General features: G+C 50.6%; 13 protein-coding genes, 3 tRNA genes and 1 pseudogene. 10 read left to right on the top strand and 7 right to left on the bottom strand.

What is annotated here, in order from left to right; translation table 11 throughout:
• The first annotated feature begins 608 nt into the window (after positions 1–608).
• Positions 609–1,205 (top strand): hypothetical protein, encoded by a 597-nt coding sequence (locus BLO43_RS15770; protein ID WP_090907949.1) that lies wholly within the window; start codon positions 609–611, stop codon positions 1,203–1,205.
• Between the two features lie 337 nt (positions 1,206–1,542).
• On the opposite strand, the gene BLO43_RS15765 is transcribed toward BLO43_RS15770, so the two are convergent.
• The 7 genes from BLO43_RS15765 to BLO43_RS15735 all read right to left on the bottom strand — a co-directional run bounded on the left by BLO43_RS15765 (position 1,543) and on the right by BLO43_RS15735 (position 9,779).
• Positions 1,543–3,291 (bottom strand): ABC transporter ATP-binding protein, encoded by a 1,749-nt coding sequence (locus tag BLO43_RS15765; protein ID WP_090907947.1) that lies wholly within the window; start codon positions 3,289–3,291, stop codon positions 1,543–1,545.
• A gap of 131 nt (positions 3,292–3,422) precedes the next feature.
• Positions 3,423–4,610 carry a serine palmitoyltransferase gene (locus BLO43_RS15760; protein WP_090907944.1) on the bottom strand — a complete coding sequence of 396 codons (1,188 nt, stop codon included), beginning with the start codon at positions 4,608–4,610 and terminating at the stop codon, positions 3,423–3,425.
• A complete protein-coding gene (locus BLO43_RS15755; protein WP_090907943.1) occupies positions 4,610–4,861 on the bottom strand; it encodes an acyl carrier protein in 252 nt (83 codons plus the stop codon). The genes BLO43_RS15760 and BLO43_RS15755 overlap by 1 nt, the downstream gene beginning before the upstream one ends.
• Before the next feature lie 35 nt (positions 4,862–4,896).
• A complete protein-coding gene (locus BLO43_RS15750) occupies positions 4,897–5,811 on the bottom strand; it encodes an NAD-dependent epimerase/dehydratase family protein (RefSeq protein WP_090907941.1) in 915 nt (304 codons plus the stop codon).
• 7 nt (positions 5,812–5,818) lie between these two features.
• Entirely contained in the window at positions 5,819–7,648 is a 1,830-nt protein-coding gene (locus tag BLO43_RS15745; RefSeq protein WP_090907951.1) for a fatty acyl-AMP ligase, read from the bottom strand.
• 641 nt (positions 7,649–8,289) lie between these two features.
• Positions 8,290–8,634, bottom strand: a complete 345-nt coding sequence (locus BLO43_RS15740) for a SpoIIAA family protein (protein ID WP_074630494.1) — start codon at positions 8,632–8,634, stop codon at positions 8,290–8,292.
• A 41-nt stretch (positions 8,635–8,675) separates the two neighbouring features.
• Entirely contained in the window at positions 8,676–9,779 is a 1,104-nt protein-coding gene (locus tag BLO43_RS15735) for an aromatic ring-hydroxylating oxygenase subunit alpha (RefSeq protein WP_090907939.1), read from the bottom strand.
• 247 nt (positions 9,780–10,026) lie between these two features.
• Here BLO43_RS15735 and BLO43_RS15730 point away from each other — a divergent pair, with 247 nt between their 5' ends.
• From BLO43_RS15730 to BLO43_RS15690, 9 genes and pseudogenes are all read left to right on the top strand, one after another.
• Positions 10,027–10,281 (top strand): exodeoxyribonuclease VII small subunit, encoded by a 255-nt coding sequence (locus BLO43_RS15730; protein ID WP_074630492.1) that lies wholly within the window; start codon positions 10,027–10,029, stop codon positions 10,279–10,281.
• Positions 10,271–11,164, top strand: coding sequence for a polyprenyl synthetase family protein (locus BLO43_RS15725; RefSeq protein ID WP_074630491.1), 894 nt, complete (start codon positions 10,271–10,273; stop codon positions 11,162–11,164). Before BLO43_RS15730 ends, BLO43_RS15725 begins: the two co-directional genes overlap by 11 nt.
• Positions 11,165–11,212: 48 nt before the next feature.
• The gene (gene dxs / locus BLO43_RS15720) at positions 11,213–13,057 is read left to right on the top strand and encodes a 1-deoxy-D-xylulose-5-phosphate synthase (RefSeq protein WP_090907937.1); all 1,845 of its coding nucleotides are present in this window, start codon (positions 11,213–11,215) and stop codon (positions 13,055–13,057) included.
• Between the two features lie 64 nt (positions 13,058–13,121).
• Positions 13,122–13,937, top strand: a complete 816-nt coding sequence (folE2, locus tag BLO43_RS15715) for a GTP cyclohydrolase FolE2 (RefSeq protein WP_090907935.1) — start codon at positions 13,122–13,124, stop codon at positions 13,935–13,937.
• 135 nt (positions 13,938–14,072) lie between these two features.
• Positions 14,073–14,149 (top strand) — tRNA-Pro (locus BLO43_RS15710).
• A 36-nt stretch (positions 14,150–14,185) separates the two neighbouring features.
• Positions 14,186–14,262, top strand: a tRNA-Arg gene (locus BLO43_RS15705).
• A 56-nt stretch (positions 14,263–14,318) separates the two neighbouring features.
• A tRNA-His gene (locus tag BLO43_RS15700) sits at positions 14,319–14,393 on the top strand.
• A 988-nt stretch (positions 14,394–15,381) separates the two neighbouring features.
• Positions 15,382–16,170 (top strand): XrtB/PEP-CTERM-associated transcriptional regulator EpsA, encoded by a 789-nt coding sequence (gene epsA, locus BLO43_RS15695; protein WP_090907933.1) that lies wholly within the window; start codon positions 15,382–15,384, stop codon positions 16,168–16,170.
• Positions 16,163–16,659 (top strand): annotated as a pseudogene (locus tag BLO43_RS15690) (undecaprenyl-phosphate glucose phosphotransferase); the annotation flags it as partial. The gene epsA and the pseudogene BLO43_RS15690, both read left to right, overlap by 8 nt.

Below are 16,659 nucleotides of genomic sequence, written 5' to 3'. Positions count from 1 at the left end.
CAACAACCCATTGCGGCAAGTTTCGAATTCTTAGAGATGCCCTAAAGAGCGAAGGCTCGGCAACTATACAGCTTTAACATATACCTGTCCATGCTGCATTGACTCTCAAAGCGCGTTTTCCATGGGGTAATATTCCCTCACATATTCACTACGATTTCAAAAAAATGAATACTGGCGCCGAATTTGTAGAGCTCATTAGCGCGCATTAATGGGGTTCCGGAGGAATCAGAATTTTTATAGTTTTCTGGTAGCGGTAGGTGGCAGTAGGTAGTAGTAAAACAAGATCGGGTTGGACGCCGACGCCATTAAACGCTGGCAGCTTGTCTGGCGTGTAATAGTGTTAGTGAGAGAGACGGCAAAATCATATCGGCATGGCCATCTGAGCGGGACCTTTATCCTGACAGGATATTTGAAGCAAATGAGCTGAAAAGTGTGGGTGACATACCCGTGTCCGGGTTGCCAAACTTTCGCGAAGCTCGGCTGTTTGCGGATTTCCGGCCATACACCGCTTCCTATTCGCAGCGAGTTTGGTATACAATCCGCGATTATATTGTTCACCTAAAAACGCTGGACGTACGATTAATTTGCGGATTTGAACCGGAGATATTATGAATAGAATGTTTGAGCGGGCTGTAGGGTTGGCATGCACCATGTTGGTGGCACTGGCAGCGGTGCCGGTTCATGCGCAACTGATGCTCGCTCATGAAGGCCATCATTCAGGAGACTGTGCCATCAAATCGGGCGCTTTCCCCGTGGCCTTCAGTGCCTATGAGAAACCAAAGGGCGATCTTCCACCCACTCATGCGTATTGCGATCATGTCCCGGAAACCGGCGAATTGTATTTCTCGGTGGATTTGACCGATGCCGAGTCTCGTGAGATCCCCATCGCAGTACGTCTGGTGATGGAAGGACATGGAGAAGGGGGACATGAGATTCTGTCCGTACCAGCCAAGCAATACCCATCTGGAAGTATCGCATTTACCGTCAATTTGGAGGAACTTGGTCAATATGCGGTGCTGCTGGAGACTGAGAAAGCTGGCAAGATGACTACGGCGGTGCGTATTCCGGTACATGTGGGTGGCGGCGGAGGCCACGGCAGTCATGGCGGAGGTTTTGGCATGACAGAGATCGCGTTATTGCTGGGCGTTGGGGGTATCGGGGCCTTCTTTTGGCTGCGCCGGCGGACGAGTGCAAAAGCATCTTAACACTACCCAGTCTCTGGTCGCAAAACCGTGTAGTGTGTTTGGATCTGCTGGCCAGCGAGCTTTGCCAGCAGCACTCCTTATCGTTGTCAATCGGGGTTGGACGTACCTGTCCTGAATGATGTATGGTTTCTTAAACCGAACATCCTGAATCCGGCAGTCGACCGCTCATTCTATTTTCATCGCGCCTTGTCTCGCATCCCCAGAATCACATAGTTTTATCCCACCCAATCGCCGGATTCAGGATAGGAAACGGTTGCAAGATTATGGTGATGGTGGCGCCGGAATTCCATTGATGGCTCACTCTGGCTCTGGCAGGGGCGCGTCTCTAGCGAGTGTACTAAGTGTTATCAGCAGCAACATTCAAGATCCCCAGTGATTCTGAATGACTATCGCTGCCAGGCGACCGTTGTATTCGCTCTGCTTTACCTTTTGAAAGCGCATAAACGGTGTCGGCAGCGTTGACCACCGCGGGCTGATGAGATACGGCAATAATGGTAAAGTTCTGTGCCAACCTTTGCAGTGTTTCACAAATTATCTGTTCGCTATCTGGATCGAGGGCGCTGGTTGGCTCATCCAGGAGCAGGAAAAGTGGTTGATGGGCGAGCGCTCTGGCAATTGCGATGCGCTGACGTTGCCCACCTGACAGAAGTCCTCCACGTTCACCCACCACAGTATGCAAGCCTTCTGGAAGAGCGCTGACGAAATCCCAGGCACCTGCCTGGTGCAGTGCCCGTTCTGCATCGGCATAAGCGAGATCGGGCGCACCGACAAGAATATTGGTCAGAATAGTGTCATGGAGAAGAATGGTTTCCTGAGATACGTAACCTATCATGTACCGCCATAAACGCAAGTTAATTTCATGCAGCGATACGCCGTCAATCAGGATTTCCCCAGACTTGGGTTCTGCCAGCCCGCAGAGAAGATCGAGCAACGTACTTTTGCCAACGCCTGACGTTCCCGTAATAGTAGTAAACGATTTCACGGATATCTCGATATTGAGATCACGAAATATCGATTTCGTCCCATAATCGAAGCTTACATGCTTAAGGCTGATCCCCTGTTGCAGGGTGGGTTGGAGGGTCCCGGTAGTTCTTTCAGCCGCGGCCTGCGCTTCTTCGGTCGCTGCTCGCATTGCCCAATAAGCGCTTTCCTGCGCGGTCAGTTGCTGAAAACGCCTTTGTGTTTTATTGAGCAAGCCAAGGATACGGGTCAGCAGGAAGGCCATCACCATCACCTCAGGTAATGAAAGTTCCCAAATTACAAGTGCCAGATATAACCCACTCGCTGTCAAGGCGGCAAGTATGGGCTCCTGCAAGGCTAATAAGGCTTCCCTGCTCATGACTTCCCGGCGCGTAGCCTTCTCCAGTTGCTGGGTCTGGTCACGAAGAATGGCATCGGCTACGTTGTCCCGCCCCATGGCCTTTAATGATTTTACCGAGCTGAGTATATCGGAAAGATAAGTCAATAGATGGCGTATCAAATGCGTCTGCTTAGAGCCGGCTCTGCGCGTGGCGCGCACCAGGCGGCTCAGCGCCAGGAGCAGAATCATGCCGATGAGAAGGGAGGTAAGGGTTGCCTGCCATGAAATAAATAAGGCCACAACTGAATAGACCAGCACTTGCATCGACAGGGCGAGAACGTTGGCACTATGCTCAAAGCCATTCGCTGCCCGATATGCTTCTGTGGCGACCGAATTGGCAAGCGAACCTATGGGCTGGCGCAGATAATACTGCCAGCGGCTGGCAAGCAGCGCCTTGATGAAATTCAGGCGCAGCGTGGTTGCGACATGCGCCACGGTATAGCCAACCTGCCTGTTGGCTAACAGTAATATCAAGCTTTTGACAAGCATGCCACCGACGATAATCAACAGCATGACACCTATTGTGGGTGTAATTCCAATGCCCTGCAGGGTACCCACGATGACTCGTCCAATATCCGAGTCTCCTGTCCCGCCTATCGCAATCGAAATTAAAGGGAGAAGAGCGGTCAGGCTGAGCCCCTCGGCAATCCCCGCAGCCAACAGTGCCAGTAGCACGTATGCGCTGCGCCGAGGAAAAACCATGCTATAGGTAAGGAGAGTACGCATGCCGTTTCATGATAATTATTTTATTCTTTGGATTTACTGTTGATACAGCGCGATAGAACCATTGTGGGATTGGAACACAAGGTTGAGTTCTTTGCACGTTGTCGTACGAAATAACCGGGCAGCAGGAATGTTTATTGGAAAATCGTTCCACGTAGCTCGGCAAAAGCCTGACCGGCATAATCCATTTGGTCACTGGTATGGGCTGCGCTTACGCTGCAACGTACCAGCGATTTACCATCCGGTGCCGCGGGCGGCAGCATCAGGTTGACATAGATGCCGTGTTCAAGCAAGCCATTCCATAAAGCCAGCGCCTGCTGCGGCGTATCAAGTATGGTTGCAATGATGGGGCTGGGCTCCGGACCAAGCTGATAGCCGAGTTCCTGAAGTCTTGAATAAAGCTGGCGTGCATTCTTCCAAAGCTGCTCACGCAATCCAGTACCGTCATGCAGTAATTTGAGCGCCGCCCGCGTCGATGCAATGGTGGCTGGCGAGGGTGATGCCGTAAATATATACGGCCGGCTAACATAGCGTAGTTGATCGAGTTGAGGATGGTTGCTTACGCAGTAGCCCCCTATACCACCGAGACTTTTGCTGAAGGTGCCCGTGATGAAATCGACTCCGCCAATGAGCCCCGTTTCTTCCACCAAACCTTGGCCCGTCCGGCCCAGAACCCCGAGAGAATGAGCCTCGTCAAGAAGAAGGGTGCTCTGGTAAGCATCTTTTAATTTGACAATGTCCGCAAGCGGTGCGCGATCGCCCAGCATGCTGTAAATACCCTCAACAATGATCAGCGTCGAGCGCGAGCGCTCTCCCAGGCGGCGGAGACGCTTATCCAGATCCGTCATATCATTGTGACGGAACCTGATTATCTCGGCACCGCTCAAGCGGCATCCATCATAGATGCTTGCATGAGAGTCGCCATCAATGAGCACAACGTCACCAGCCCCCGCCAGGCCGGAGATTGTAGCGAGATTTGCCTGATAACCTGTCGTAAAAACAATGCACGACAGGCAGTTATAAAAATCCGCGAACTCCCGCTCAAGGGCGCGATGTCCGCCATAACTACCGCTGGCCATGCGCGATCCCGTGGTGCCGGTGCCTTCACTTTCAAGTGCTTCATGCGCCGCTCGCAGACATTCCGGCGCGAAGGTCAGCCCGAGATAGTTGTTCGTACCCAGGAAAAGTATACGACGATCACCAATTTTTGCCTCTGTCGCAGAATAAATCTGTCCGATGGGTATGCCAAAAACATCAACACCCTCGGGTAGCAACGCTTTTCTCGCTGCGGCAACGGCATCCAGTTTATCCAGCAAACTCATTATTTAGCCGACTCTATCTGGTGAATCAAATTTGCAAGCTCATGAACCGTCTGAACATCTGCGAGAGCATTTATCGGCACGGAAATATCAAACTCATCCTCGATTTCCATAATCAAGTTCAATAACTTGACTGAATCAATGGCGAGTTGATTAATGAGATCAGTCTGCGGCGTAATCTCCACATCAGGACCGGTAAATTGCCTAAGATGATGACAAAGTTTCTGAAGGATATCACTGTAATCGTTAGACATGGCTCAATTCTGAATCGATTTGATTGTTATAGGGATCATATTGCCTGCGGCAGAGCATCACGCAAGCGTATGCGAGGCCGCCAATTCGGAAGCGCCTGGGTTAGAGGCGTAATATCGCAGACCCAGTCCGGATGTCGTAGCTCTCTAACTTTCCCGGGGGTCAACATCGGCGAGTAACGCAGCAGCCGTGCCGACCACAAGTTAATGTTAGCAACCAGCGAAACAAGGGGTGCCGGCAAAAAGAGGCAACGCACCGGCCGTTTCCAAACATCTTGCGCAATGGCGGCCACGGTTTGACTGTCGTAGCCCCCCGGTAGCCCGTCATCAAGTTCATAGATACCGTTCACGGGGGTCTCGGTCGAGAGCCAGCAGAGAATGGCGGCTACCAAATCATTGACATGCAATAAACCAAAGCGCATTGCAGCTTGCCCAACCATAGGTAATATGCCACGTTGTGTGACTCTGAAGAGTGGGCTCATTTCCTTGTCACCCGGGCCATAAACCGCAGTGGGACGGAAAACCGCGCACGGCATGACATGAGAATGGTCAATCACTAACTGCTCAGCCATGTGCTTACTGGTTGCATACCACGAAAGTTCCGGCTGTCTGGCAGCCAGAGAAGAGATGAGCAGAAAGCGAGGCGGAGACGCCTGCTGTATTGAAGCTCGCACAAGATTGCTCGTGCCCGCGACATTGGCAGCAATGAAATCATCAAGGGAGCTGCCCCGAACCCGGCCTGCGCAATGTATGACAGCAGATACATTTTCAACGAGACTCTGCAATGCATCCAGGTTGTCTAAGTCACCTTCAATCCATTGCGTAAACTCATCATTGGCACGAGGACGGCGGGCCAATGCCTTGATTTTCCATCCCTCTTTAATCAGGGATTGTAAAAGTACGCTACCAATAAAGCCGGTGGCCCCGGTCACCGCCACCCATGAGCCCGACATATGCCGGTTATTTGTCCCCGGACTCGGCGGCAGATAACTGGTCTGTCAGATTTGTCCGCTGTATGAAACCTTGGCGTGCCGCAAAACGCGACAGTTTGCCGGATGAGGTACGGGGCAAAGTGTGTGGCGAAACCAGTTCAACCAGACAATTAACACCAAATGCCATATACACCAGCCGTTGTAACCGGCTGGTAAGAGATTGTCGATCCGTTATGGAGGTCAAGCGGCACTCTATAACCAACACGATCGTCGTAACATCATTGGCATCCGTTATACCAAAAGCGGATGCCTCACGGGCCCTCACTTCTGGTTGCTGTTCGGCAAGCTCTTCGATATCCTGAGCACGGATATTACGTCCATTGACAATAATGACATCCGTACGGCGCCCGGTAACATACAGGTCTCCCTCAAAAAGGAAGCCAAGGTCACCGGTATCCAACCAGTTACCAGGACGGAGAGTTTTTTGGGTGTCTTCCGGATTATTGAAATAGCCCGTCATAATACTACTACCATATACCAATACGCTGCCTACTCTCATATCAGGCAGAGTCAACCCGGCATCGTCGACAACCTTGACGGTATGCCCGGGCAAGGCGCGGCCGCAATTTACAAATTCGCTATATTTTCTGCCTTCCGCTTGCAAGCGGACCGCCATTTTTTTATCCACCAGCGTGCCGGCATCAACCCGCAAGCTTTGGAAGCCACGGCCAACCTGGGAGAAGGTAACGGCGAGCGTCGATTCGGCCAGTCCATAGCAGGGCAGAAAGGCGCGTGCGTCAAAACCCGCCGGGGCGAATTTTTCAGCAAAATTTCTTAAGGTGTCGGGCCGTATCATTTCAGCACCGACACCCGCCGCACGCCAGCTGCTAAGATCGAGATCCTCCAAATCGGAATCACGAACTCGCAGGGTGCAGAGCTTGAGGCCAAATGGCTGGCTAAACGCGACGGTAGCGCGATTTCGACTAATCAGACGCAACCATTGCAGAGGCCGGATTGCAAAATCACGGGTAGCCAGATAGTCGACCGAAACTTGCGCCACCATCGGCGCCATTACCATCCCTACCAGCCCCATATCATGATAAAAGGGCAGCCATGACGCACAGCGATCACCGGGCCGTATCTCCAGGCCATTACGAACAATCCCTTGCAGATTGCTCATTAATGCCCGTTCGGTAATGATTACTCCGCGAGGGGTACGCGTACTGCCCGAGGTAAATTGAAGATAAGCGATTTCGTCAGGATGATTTGCTTTCAGCGATGTCTCCAGAGCCGGGAGTTCTCCCAACTGCTCGGGTGTGCCAACCCATCTCAACCCTTGAGATCCCTCGGTGGCCTCTTTGAGAAAGCCTATATAGTCTACATTGGCCAGTGCCGCACTTGCTTGACCACTATCAAGCATCCCCCGGAGCTGCTGGACATACACTGCGTGGCTACCAAGATTCACCGGAACCGGCATCGCAAAAGGAATCAATCCCGCGTAGCGGCACGCATAAAATAATTCGACAAATTCGGGAGTGGTATCGGCAATAAGTGCTACGCGATCACCATGAACCAGGCCAAGACCCGCTAAACGCCGGGCCAAGATATGGGCATTTTGCCTTAACGCCTGATAGGAAAGGACCGAACGTAAATTGCCCTTGGCATCGTAGAAGTTATATCCAGCATTTCCGTCCGCTGCGTATTCCAAGGCAGCCGTCAATGTCTCAAAGTCAGCTAATCTCTGAGCCTGGCTGCTGGAAGTCGGTGTTGGAGTGTTTGCTATCGGCGACTCGCTTGACGATTGAGGATTAAACGCTTGCGTTAGCGGAGCGTTCAACTTCGCTATTGTTGAACTCAAGGTCTTCCCCTCCAAATTAATGGGACTGGTCATTTTTTTATAATGTAAAGGATTCTGATTGGATACGCACTGGTTCTGGTTGTTAATCTATTCACCGCTTGATTTGGATTTCAATCTTCAATACCGAGAATAATCACTGTGATAACAAGTAATGACTAATGCAATCATAAGTGTTAATTAAATTAACTTCCGAGCTTATGGCGAATTTCTCTGTCAAGGCAATATTGAATCACTATTCATATAGTTCTCCAAAATCAGGTAAAGCATCAATTTTCCCGGCATATGAAATGCCATCGAAATATTTATGAGTCCCCACCTGCCGCTTACAAGAATAACAGGTTCCATTTTGGACGAGTTGGGGATCAATATAAAGAGATTTTGGAGAATGAGAGGAAAATGTGTCGTTTTTTTGCAACAAAATCTTCTGTGTATTTTGATCAGTCAGCTATTAACAAAATTGTGCGGATAAAGGGCTTGCAGTGTAATCACTTTTGGATGCCTGCGAAAGGGCTGTGCAGGTCGTGGCGATTGCCCGCTTTTTGATGATCCGGAATTCGGATTGAAAAGATATGGATAGTCTGTCCGCCCTTCGTTCTTGGCTATATCTTTCGTTCGTTAAGTAAGCATGAAGGCAAGCAATACTAAGCGACTACCCATGCCCTCGCGTCGGCGTAATCGCTAAATACTCTGATGCTGGCATCAATAAAAAGATTGGATACCCAGGCGCCCCATGCCTGCCATTGATTATTGGTAATAATTGCAATCCGGTTGAATTCGCTGCCGTGCTCCCGGATGAACTTGATATCTTCCCATGCGACATCCACGGTGTAGCTGAGCATGTCGCGCCAGTCCAGCAGAAGGTTCACCCGGTTTTCGGATCGGGATTTGTAGATTACCTGCTCTTCGAATTCCTTATAATCTGCCAGGGTGAATTCACCGAAAACGGCAACGTTTATAAGATTATCACTTTCTTCAATCGTAATCATGGGCTAAGTCACTCATTATAGGTAAGTTCAATGCGCCGGGATCAAATGTGTGATCCGATTTCCCGTCGCAGAAATTCATGAAAGTGTGCCATGCCATCTTCCATTGGCGATTGATATGGCCCGACTTCATTAATGCCCTGCTCATATAGCGCGCGACGCCCGGCGGTTAACAGCTTGCAGATTTCGTCATCCTCGACGGCGGTTTCGTGATAGGCGGCTTGCTCAGCTTCAATAAACTCGCGTTCGAACAAGGCAATGTCTTCAGGATAATAGAATTCGATCACGTTTGTGCAACGCTCTGCTCCCGTCGGCAACAATGTGCTGATTACCAATACATGAGGATACCATTCCAGCATGATATTAGGATAGTAGAGCATCCAGATGGCGCCGTAGGCCGGCGTCTCTCCCCCGGTCTGGAGCAACAATTGTTCCTGCCATTTGGCGTAAACCGGCGTGCCGGCGTGGGCGAGTCCACGATTTATCCCTACCGTCTGCACGTTATACCACTCGCCGAATTCCCATTTCAACTCGGTGGTATTCACGAAATTGCTCAAGCCGGGATGGTATGATTCGACATGATAGTCTTCCAGATACACCTCGATAAAAGTCTTCCAATTGCAGGCATATTCTTCTATCTGTACCCGCTCCAGCACATGACCGGAAAAATTGAAATTCTTCAGGACGCCCAGATGAACCATGTCGCGTGTTACATCTCGTTTGCCCGTAAATAGCAGGCCATTCCAGCTCTGTAATGGCGTGTTGCTCAGATTAAGGCAAGGATTTTCGGAAAATTGAGGAGCGCCCAGCAGCGTACCCTTCATATCATAAGTCCAGCGATGCACGGGACAAACAATATTTCTGGTATTGCCGCGGCCCTTGAGCAAAAGAGATTGCCGATGACGGCAGACATTTGACAATAGCTCAATGCCATCCTTGTTGCGTACCAGCACCTTGGCGCTATTCATCCACTCCAGCACATGGTAGTCCCCGACGTTCGGCAACATAATTTCGTGGCCGACGTAGCCTGCCCCTTGATCGAATAGAAGGCGTTTTTCTAAATCAAGGATACCCGGATCGACATACCAGTCGGTAGGCAGCGGCGTGGTTGTTTGCGTCAGTTGGGAAACGTCAACAAGATTGGACATATCGGGTACTTTTCCTCCTCAAGGGGTTCAAAAAAAGATGATTGCCATGCGAAAAACCCGGCATTTGCCGGAAAAACGCAATTAGTCAAGCCGGAAGAGCGTGATATCTTTTCTAAAACGCCTATAATCTCGACTAAAAGATGCTGTTGAAGAAAGTTTCATGTATTTAATTGACCTGACCCTGCTTATTGCGTTATTTTTACAAATTCTCAGCGATGTATCTATTCTGTGACACACTGTGCTTATCATGACAAAGCCTGCTAAACCCGTCAAATTTTCGCGGCCAGAAAGTTTTGAAATGGCATTGACGGAATTGGAAAATATTGTCGTCGAAATGGAGGCGGGGAAAATGCCGCTCGAAGCATCACTCTCAGCCCACAAGCGTGGTGCGGAGTTGCTGCAATATTGTCAGTCCAAGTTACAGGATGCGCAACAACAGGTGCGTCTCCTTGAGGCTGATACGCTGAAAAATTTCTCCTCGCCTGGTATCGATGATCACTGATTTCCAGGATTGGGCGAGGAGCCGCCAGGTACGCATAGAAACTTCCCTGCAGACCTTACTTCCCGCCGCAGATATTCCTCCCGAGCGCCTGCATGATGCCATGCGTTATACCGTTCTGGGTGGGGGAAAGCGAGTGCGCCCGCTGCTTTCATTCGCCGCTGGAGAATTGAACAACGCGGATGAAGAGCGTGTAACGATCGCGGCGGTAGCAGTGGAGCTGATACATGCTTATTCACTGGTACATGACGATATGCCTTGCATGGATGACGATGTACTGAGGCGGGGTAAGCCTACATGTCATGTAGAATACGATCAAGCTACGGCGTTGCTGGCAGGAGACAGTTTGCAAAGTCTTGCCTTTCAATTGCTGGCTGAGTATCGCTTGGCGGATAGCCCTCAAATGCAGCTGGAAATGATCAAGCGGCTGGCACAGGCAGCGGGCTCGCGGGGTATGGCGGGTGGACAGGCGGTTGATCTCGCCAGTGTTGGCAAGACACTGAGTCTGCCGGAACTGGAATTTATGCATATTCATAAAACCGGGGCGCTTATTCGGGCCGCGGTGATGCTAGGTGCCTATTGCGGCAACAGCTTGAACGAGAGTCAACTGACAAGTCTTGATCACTTCGCCAAATGCATTGGTCTTGCCTTCCAGGTGGTCGACGACTTGCTGGATGCCGAGGCTACCACTGCGACCTTGGGCAAAACTGCGGGCAAGGATGCCGAAAACAACAAACCTACCTATGTAAGTATCCTGGGAAGCAGCCGGGCGCGTGAGCTGGCCGAGGAATTGCGGCGCGACGCATACCAGTCGCTGGAGGTTTTTGGTGCAACGGCGGAACGATTACGGCAACTCACCGATTTCATCATCCACCGGGAATTTTGAAGTTGATGTTTGCCACAGTAAAGAAGACAACAATTTTTTAGGGTTTAAATGTATCCATTGCTTGATACCATCAGTGTTCCTTCCAAGTTGCGAAGGCTGGAACGCAAGTTGCTACCGCAGCTTGCGGATGAATTGCGCCAGTTCCTTGTTGAATCAGTAGCTAAAACAGGCGGACACCTATCGTCGAACCTTGGCACGGTCGAGTTGACCATTGCATTGCATTATGTTTTCAACACGCCCCATGACCGTTTGGTATGGGACGTTGGCCACCAGACCTACGCTCACAAGATACTTACCGGCCGTCGTGAAGGCATGAGCAAATTGCGAATGCAAGGCGGCGTCGCGGGATTCCCGCGACGTGATGAAAGTGAATACGATGCATTCGGTACGGCACATTCCAGTACGTCCATCAGTGCCGCGCTCGGTATGGCGGTAGCGGCGCAACGGGAAGGAAAGGACCGGCGCGCGGTGGCTATTATCGGTGATGGCGCCATGAGCGCTGGCATGGCTTTCGAGGCGTTGAACAATGCTGGCGCCATGAACACGAATTTGCTGGTGATCCTCAACGACAATGACATGTCGATATCGCGTCCGGTAGGGGCGCTTAACAACTATCTGGCCAGACTCATGTCGGGGCAATTTTATGCGACTGCACGGCGTGCTGGCGAGAAAATGCTGGGTGTGGTGCCACCGATGCTGGAACTGGCCAAACGTGCGGAAGAGCACGTGAAAGGCATGGTAACGCCCAGCACTTTGTTTGAAGAATTCGGTTTCAATTATATCGGTCCCATCGATGGTCATGATCTTGACATATTGGTAACCACGCTCAACAACATAAAGCATCTTAACGGCCCCCAATTCCTGCACATAGTAACGCGCAAAGGCGCGGGCTATAAGGCGGCGGAAGAAGATCCGATTCTCTACCATGGTGTAGCCAAGTTTAATCCGGAGGCGGGTATTGTTCCTAAAGCCGCGGGTAAGCCTGCCTATTACCAGATTTTTGGGGATTGGCTGTGCGACATGGCGGCGTTGGATGAGCGCCTGATCGGAATTACACCGGCGATGCGCGAGGGCTCGGGGTTGGTGAGATTTTCCGAGGAGTATCCCGATCGTTATTTTGATGTCGGTATTGCCGAGCAGCACGCAGTCACTTTCGCGGCAGGCTTGGCCTGCGATGGCCTGAAGCCGGTAGTGGCCATTTATTCAACATTTCTGCAACGGGCCTACGATCAGTTGATTCACGACGTCGCGATCCAGAACCTGCCGGTGGTATTTGCCATAGACCGCGCCGGATTGGTAGGCGCGGATGGTCCTACTCATGCCGGCAGTTTTGATTTAACCTATTTGCGATGCATCCCGAATATTACCGTGATGACCCCTGCCGACGAGAATGAATGCCGTCAGATGCTCTATACCGCCTTTCAAATGAATACGCCGACAGCGGTACGATATCCACGGGGCGTAGGAACCGGCATAGCGCCGCAAAAGCACATGGAAGCACTCCCCGTGGGACGTGCCGAGATTCGCCGTAACGGAAAAAAAATCGCATTTCTGGCTTTTGGCAGCATGCTTAGACCCTGTCTGGAAGCGGCGGAAGAATTAAATGCGACCGTTGTTAATATGCGTTTTGTCAAACCATTGGATGAAGATCTGATCGCCTCTTTGACGGAGAATCACGAATTATTGGTGACGGTGGAAGAGAATACGGTGATGGGCGGCGCGGGCAGCGCGGTACTGGAGTCGCTTGAAAGCAGGGGCTTTGCCACTCCAGTGCTGCAATTGGGATTGCCGGATATTTTTATAGATCAAGGCGATCCTTCGCAAATGCTGGCTGACTGCGGACTGGATAAGGCAGGAATCATCAGATCGGTCAGATCAAGACTTCCCGAGTAGTTAACTTCACTGTTTCAGCCATTCTACCTGATCTGCAGGCGCCCCTTTTTGGAAAACAGGTATCATGAATGACATGAATTTTCCCATTGCGGATGTCCAAAGTGTCCTGGATACCCGGCGTATCGCAATCAATAGAGTGGGTATCAAGGCTGTTCGTCACCCGGTGACGATTACAGATAAGGATGGTAGCAAACAGCATACCGTCGCAGTATTCAATATGTATGTAAAGTTGTCTCATAATATAAAAGGCGCGCATATGTCGCGCTTTGTGGAGATACTCAATAGCCACGAGCGGGAAATTTCCGTTGAATCGTTTGAGAGCATTCTGCGAGCCATGGTAGAAAAGCTCGAAGCTGAATCCGGCGGTATCGAAATGACCTTTCCTTATTTCATCAACAAAACGGCGCCGGTTTCCCGGATAACAAGCCTGCTGGATTATGAGGTGGTTTTTATCGGAGAAATCAGGGAAGGAGGCTACGAGTTCACCATGAAGGTCATCGTGCCGGTGACCAGCCTGTGCCCGTGCTCCAAGGAGATTTCCGCCTACGGCGCGCACAATCAGCGCTCCCATATGTCGATCTCCATTTGTGTCAACAGTTTTGTCTGGATCGAGGATCTGATAAGAATCGCAGAAGGTCAGGCGTCATGCGAACTATACGGAGTGCTGAAACGTAAGGATGAGAAATACGTTACCGAAAAGGCCTACGACAACCCGAAATTTGTCGAGGACACAGTACGCGATGTAGCTGCGCTCCTGGATCAAGACACGCGCATAGACGCTTACGTGGTGGAATCAGAAAACTTTGAGTCCATTCACAATCATTCGGCTTATGCCCTGATCGAGCGGAATAAAATGAAGGACCGAGAGTGTAGCGCTTAGCGTGCCACAAGGTTCACTTTGACATATCATCATGAGGCTGCGTGTTCCGGCTGCATTCCAGGTTCATGATAATTCTTGTGGAAGAAGGCCATAAATTGACCTTTTATGGATGGAAAGGTATAGTAACGCCCTTTCCGGGGTGTAGCGTAGCCTGGTAGCGCGCCTGGTTTGGGACCAGGATGTCGGGAGTTCAAATCTCTCCACCCCGACCAATTCATGCTAATGTGGGGCGAAATCCGATTTGAGTGGTGCCCGTAGCTCAACCGGATAGAGCACCAGCCTTCTAAGCTGGGGGTTACAGGTTCGATTCCTGTCGGGCACGCCATAGCTATCTTCTAGCAGATGGTGGCTGAATTCCAGGCTGTGCATTATTTTCGGATGGTGGCTGTAGCTCAGTGGTAGAGTCCCGGATTGTGATTCCGGTTGTCGTGGGTTCGATCCCCATCAGCCACCCCATAACCCAAAGATGGATACTATGGTAACCATCAGATTCTAGCTTGCAATGGACAGATACGGGTTATCGGATATTTCCTGAATCAGTATCTCATCTTAAATCCGGTAGTTGGACGAATTTACCCAAAAAATGAGAATCGAGTATACAAAAATTCTCTGCCGATCATAGTAATCGGATTTAGGTTTAGATAAGCGCACTTGATCGGTTTCTCTGTGATGCTTTTACGCCCAATACCTGTCTGGCACATATTCAGCAGCCTCACCTAGAATTCGTCAGCAATACGGTATCAACAGGCTTACTTCCACGAATCAACCCTTACTTTTGTTCAATCCGCTTCCATTCCATACCGATGAAGCGGCGACCTGTCACAACATGACCCTTATCATCCCGTCGTTCTACGAATTCAACTGATCAGTAGCATTTTCCTAATATATTTTATTGTCGCTCTTTAGCGACAATAAAATATGAGCATAAACAGCTAGTTGTCGCATAACAGCAAAAAATCCACTTGGTTTGGCGACAGCTGTACCCTTGTATTATCCGATAATTAAGTGATTATAAACATTTTAAAGTCCTGGCATGAATTATGCTTATCTTATTAAGACAGGCGCTTCCTCTTCATTATTTAGTGTTATGTGGGTTATCGCACCGACATATCCAGCGAGGAAATATGAAATGTAGCTTGCTGGTCTCACCATGCAAGATGGGTTCGATGTCAGCCGTCCTTGCAGCCTGGAGAATTATTCGTCAAAGATTTCTTCGGTAACGATGATGATCCGTTTCTGGCGGAATGAGGTATTTTAAACAGTGAGATTGTCGCGCAGGAATGATAGCGTGACATCGCTCCCACCAGCGTCATGGCTTTTGCATACTCTGCGTTAGTGCTAGGTCAGGCTGTGGAGGAATATCGGTTTTGCGTCCAAGAATCAAGTTGCCCACCCTCCCAAACCTAAGCAGCTAACAACTAAACAGCTAACTGAGCATCACAATATGGGTTTTTTCTCTTCACTTTCTTCTGACCATCTTCAACGTTACGCCCGCATTATTCAGGAAGGGATAGCGGTGCGCGGCCATCTTGATTTGTTTAGATGGCTACAGGGAGAAGTTCAGCATTATCTGCCTCACGAGATCATGCTCGCCGCCTGGGGAGATTTCAGCTCGAATTTCATCCGGTACGACATCGTTTCCGCGCTCCCTGGCGTTAGAACTGTTCACCTGGAACCGGAAGTTCTTTCACCGTTACTGCGGAAACTCTATAATCGGTGGGATGAACTGGGAAGGATGGCTTGCGCATCGAGCGTTCGACCGGATGCGCTATATGAAGATGGCGGTCTGCAATGTTCTTTTGGCCAAGCCTTGCAAGGCATGCATTCTTCCCTGATGCATGGCATCAGCGACAAGCGCGGGCGTCATGATTGTCTTTATGTATTTTTTAGTTCGAAAGATGAGCTCGACAGTACCACGCTCAGCGCAATGGAAATTCTGCTGCCTTATCTGGATACGGCATTGCGCCGTGTGGCACCATTGTCGTATCCCTCTTGTGCGGGAGGAGTGCTGCTGGCGGATTCTCTGGAAAGCGAAGACCATGGATTGAGCGAGCGTGAAAGCGAAATAATGAACTGGGTCAAGATGGGAAAAACCAATGCCGAAATTGGCAGCATCCTTTCCATCAGCGCCTTCACCGTAAAAAACCACCTGCAGCATATCTTCAAAAAACTTGATGTTTATAACCGGATGCAAGCCGTTTCCAAAATAGAGCGCAGCCTCAGCCATGGCTGAAGCCAACCCGACATTTTCCGCGTCTACGGTTTCCACCCATGCCAAGGGACCGCTTGGCAACAACATGCTGAGCGCTGTCGAGGCCATTCTCGACCCCGCGGTACTGGCATTATCACTTTGGTTGGTGAGCACCGGTATTGAAGGAGAATTGCGGCCCCCCTACCTGATCCTTGCAGTGATCGTGTTCTCGATCACCTTTCCGGGCACCTCGCGCCTGCAATTTTCAATCAAGAGATTGATTTTCGACGTTCTTTATAGCTGGTTCTGGGTGGTTTTGCTATTGCTGCTTCTGGGCGTTGCCACCGGCTATATAGCCGAATTCTCCAGCGAGGCGCTGATCACGTGGCTCTGGGTGGCGCCGCTGGGCCAGGTGGGCGCCCATCTGGCACTGCGAGCCAGCGCGCCCTTTCTGCTGATGCTGCAAGGGCCGCCGCAGCGCGCCATCATCGTCGGCATGAACGATCAGGGCGCCGCGCTGGCCAGCCGTAT

Origin of the sequence: Nitrosospira sp. Nsp13 (assembly GCF_900101945.1) — a bacterium.
In the GTDB taxonomy this organism is placed as follows: Bacteria; Pseudomonadota; Gammaproteobacteria; order Burkholderiales; family Nitrosomonadaceae; genus Nitrosospira; species Nitrosospira multiformis_D.
Note: the sequence above shows the minus strand (reverse complement) of the source record. Positions and strands in the feature narration are given on the sequence as shown.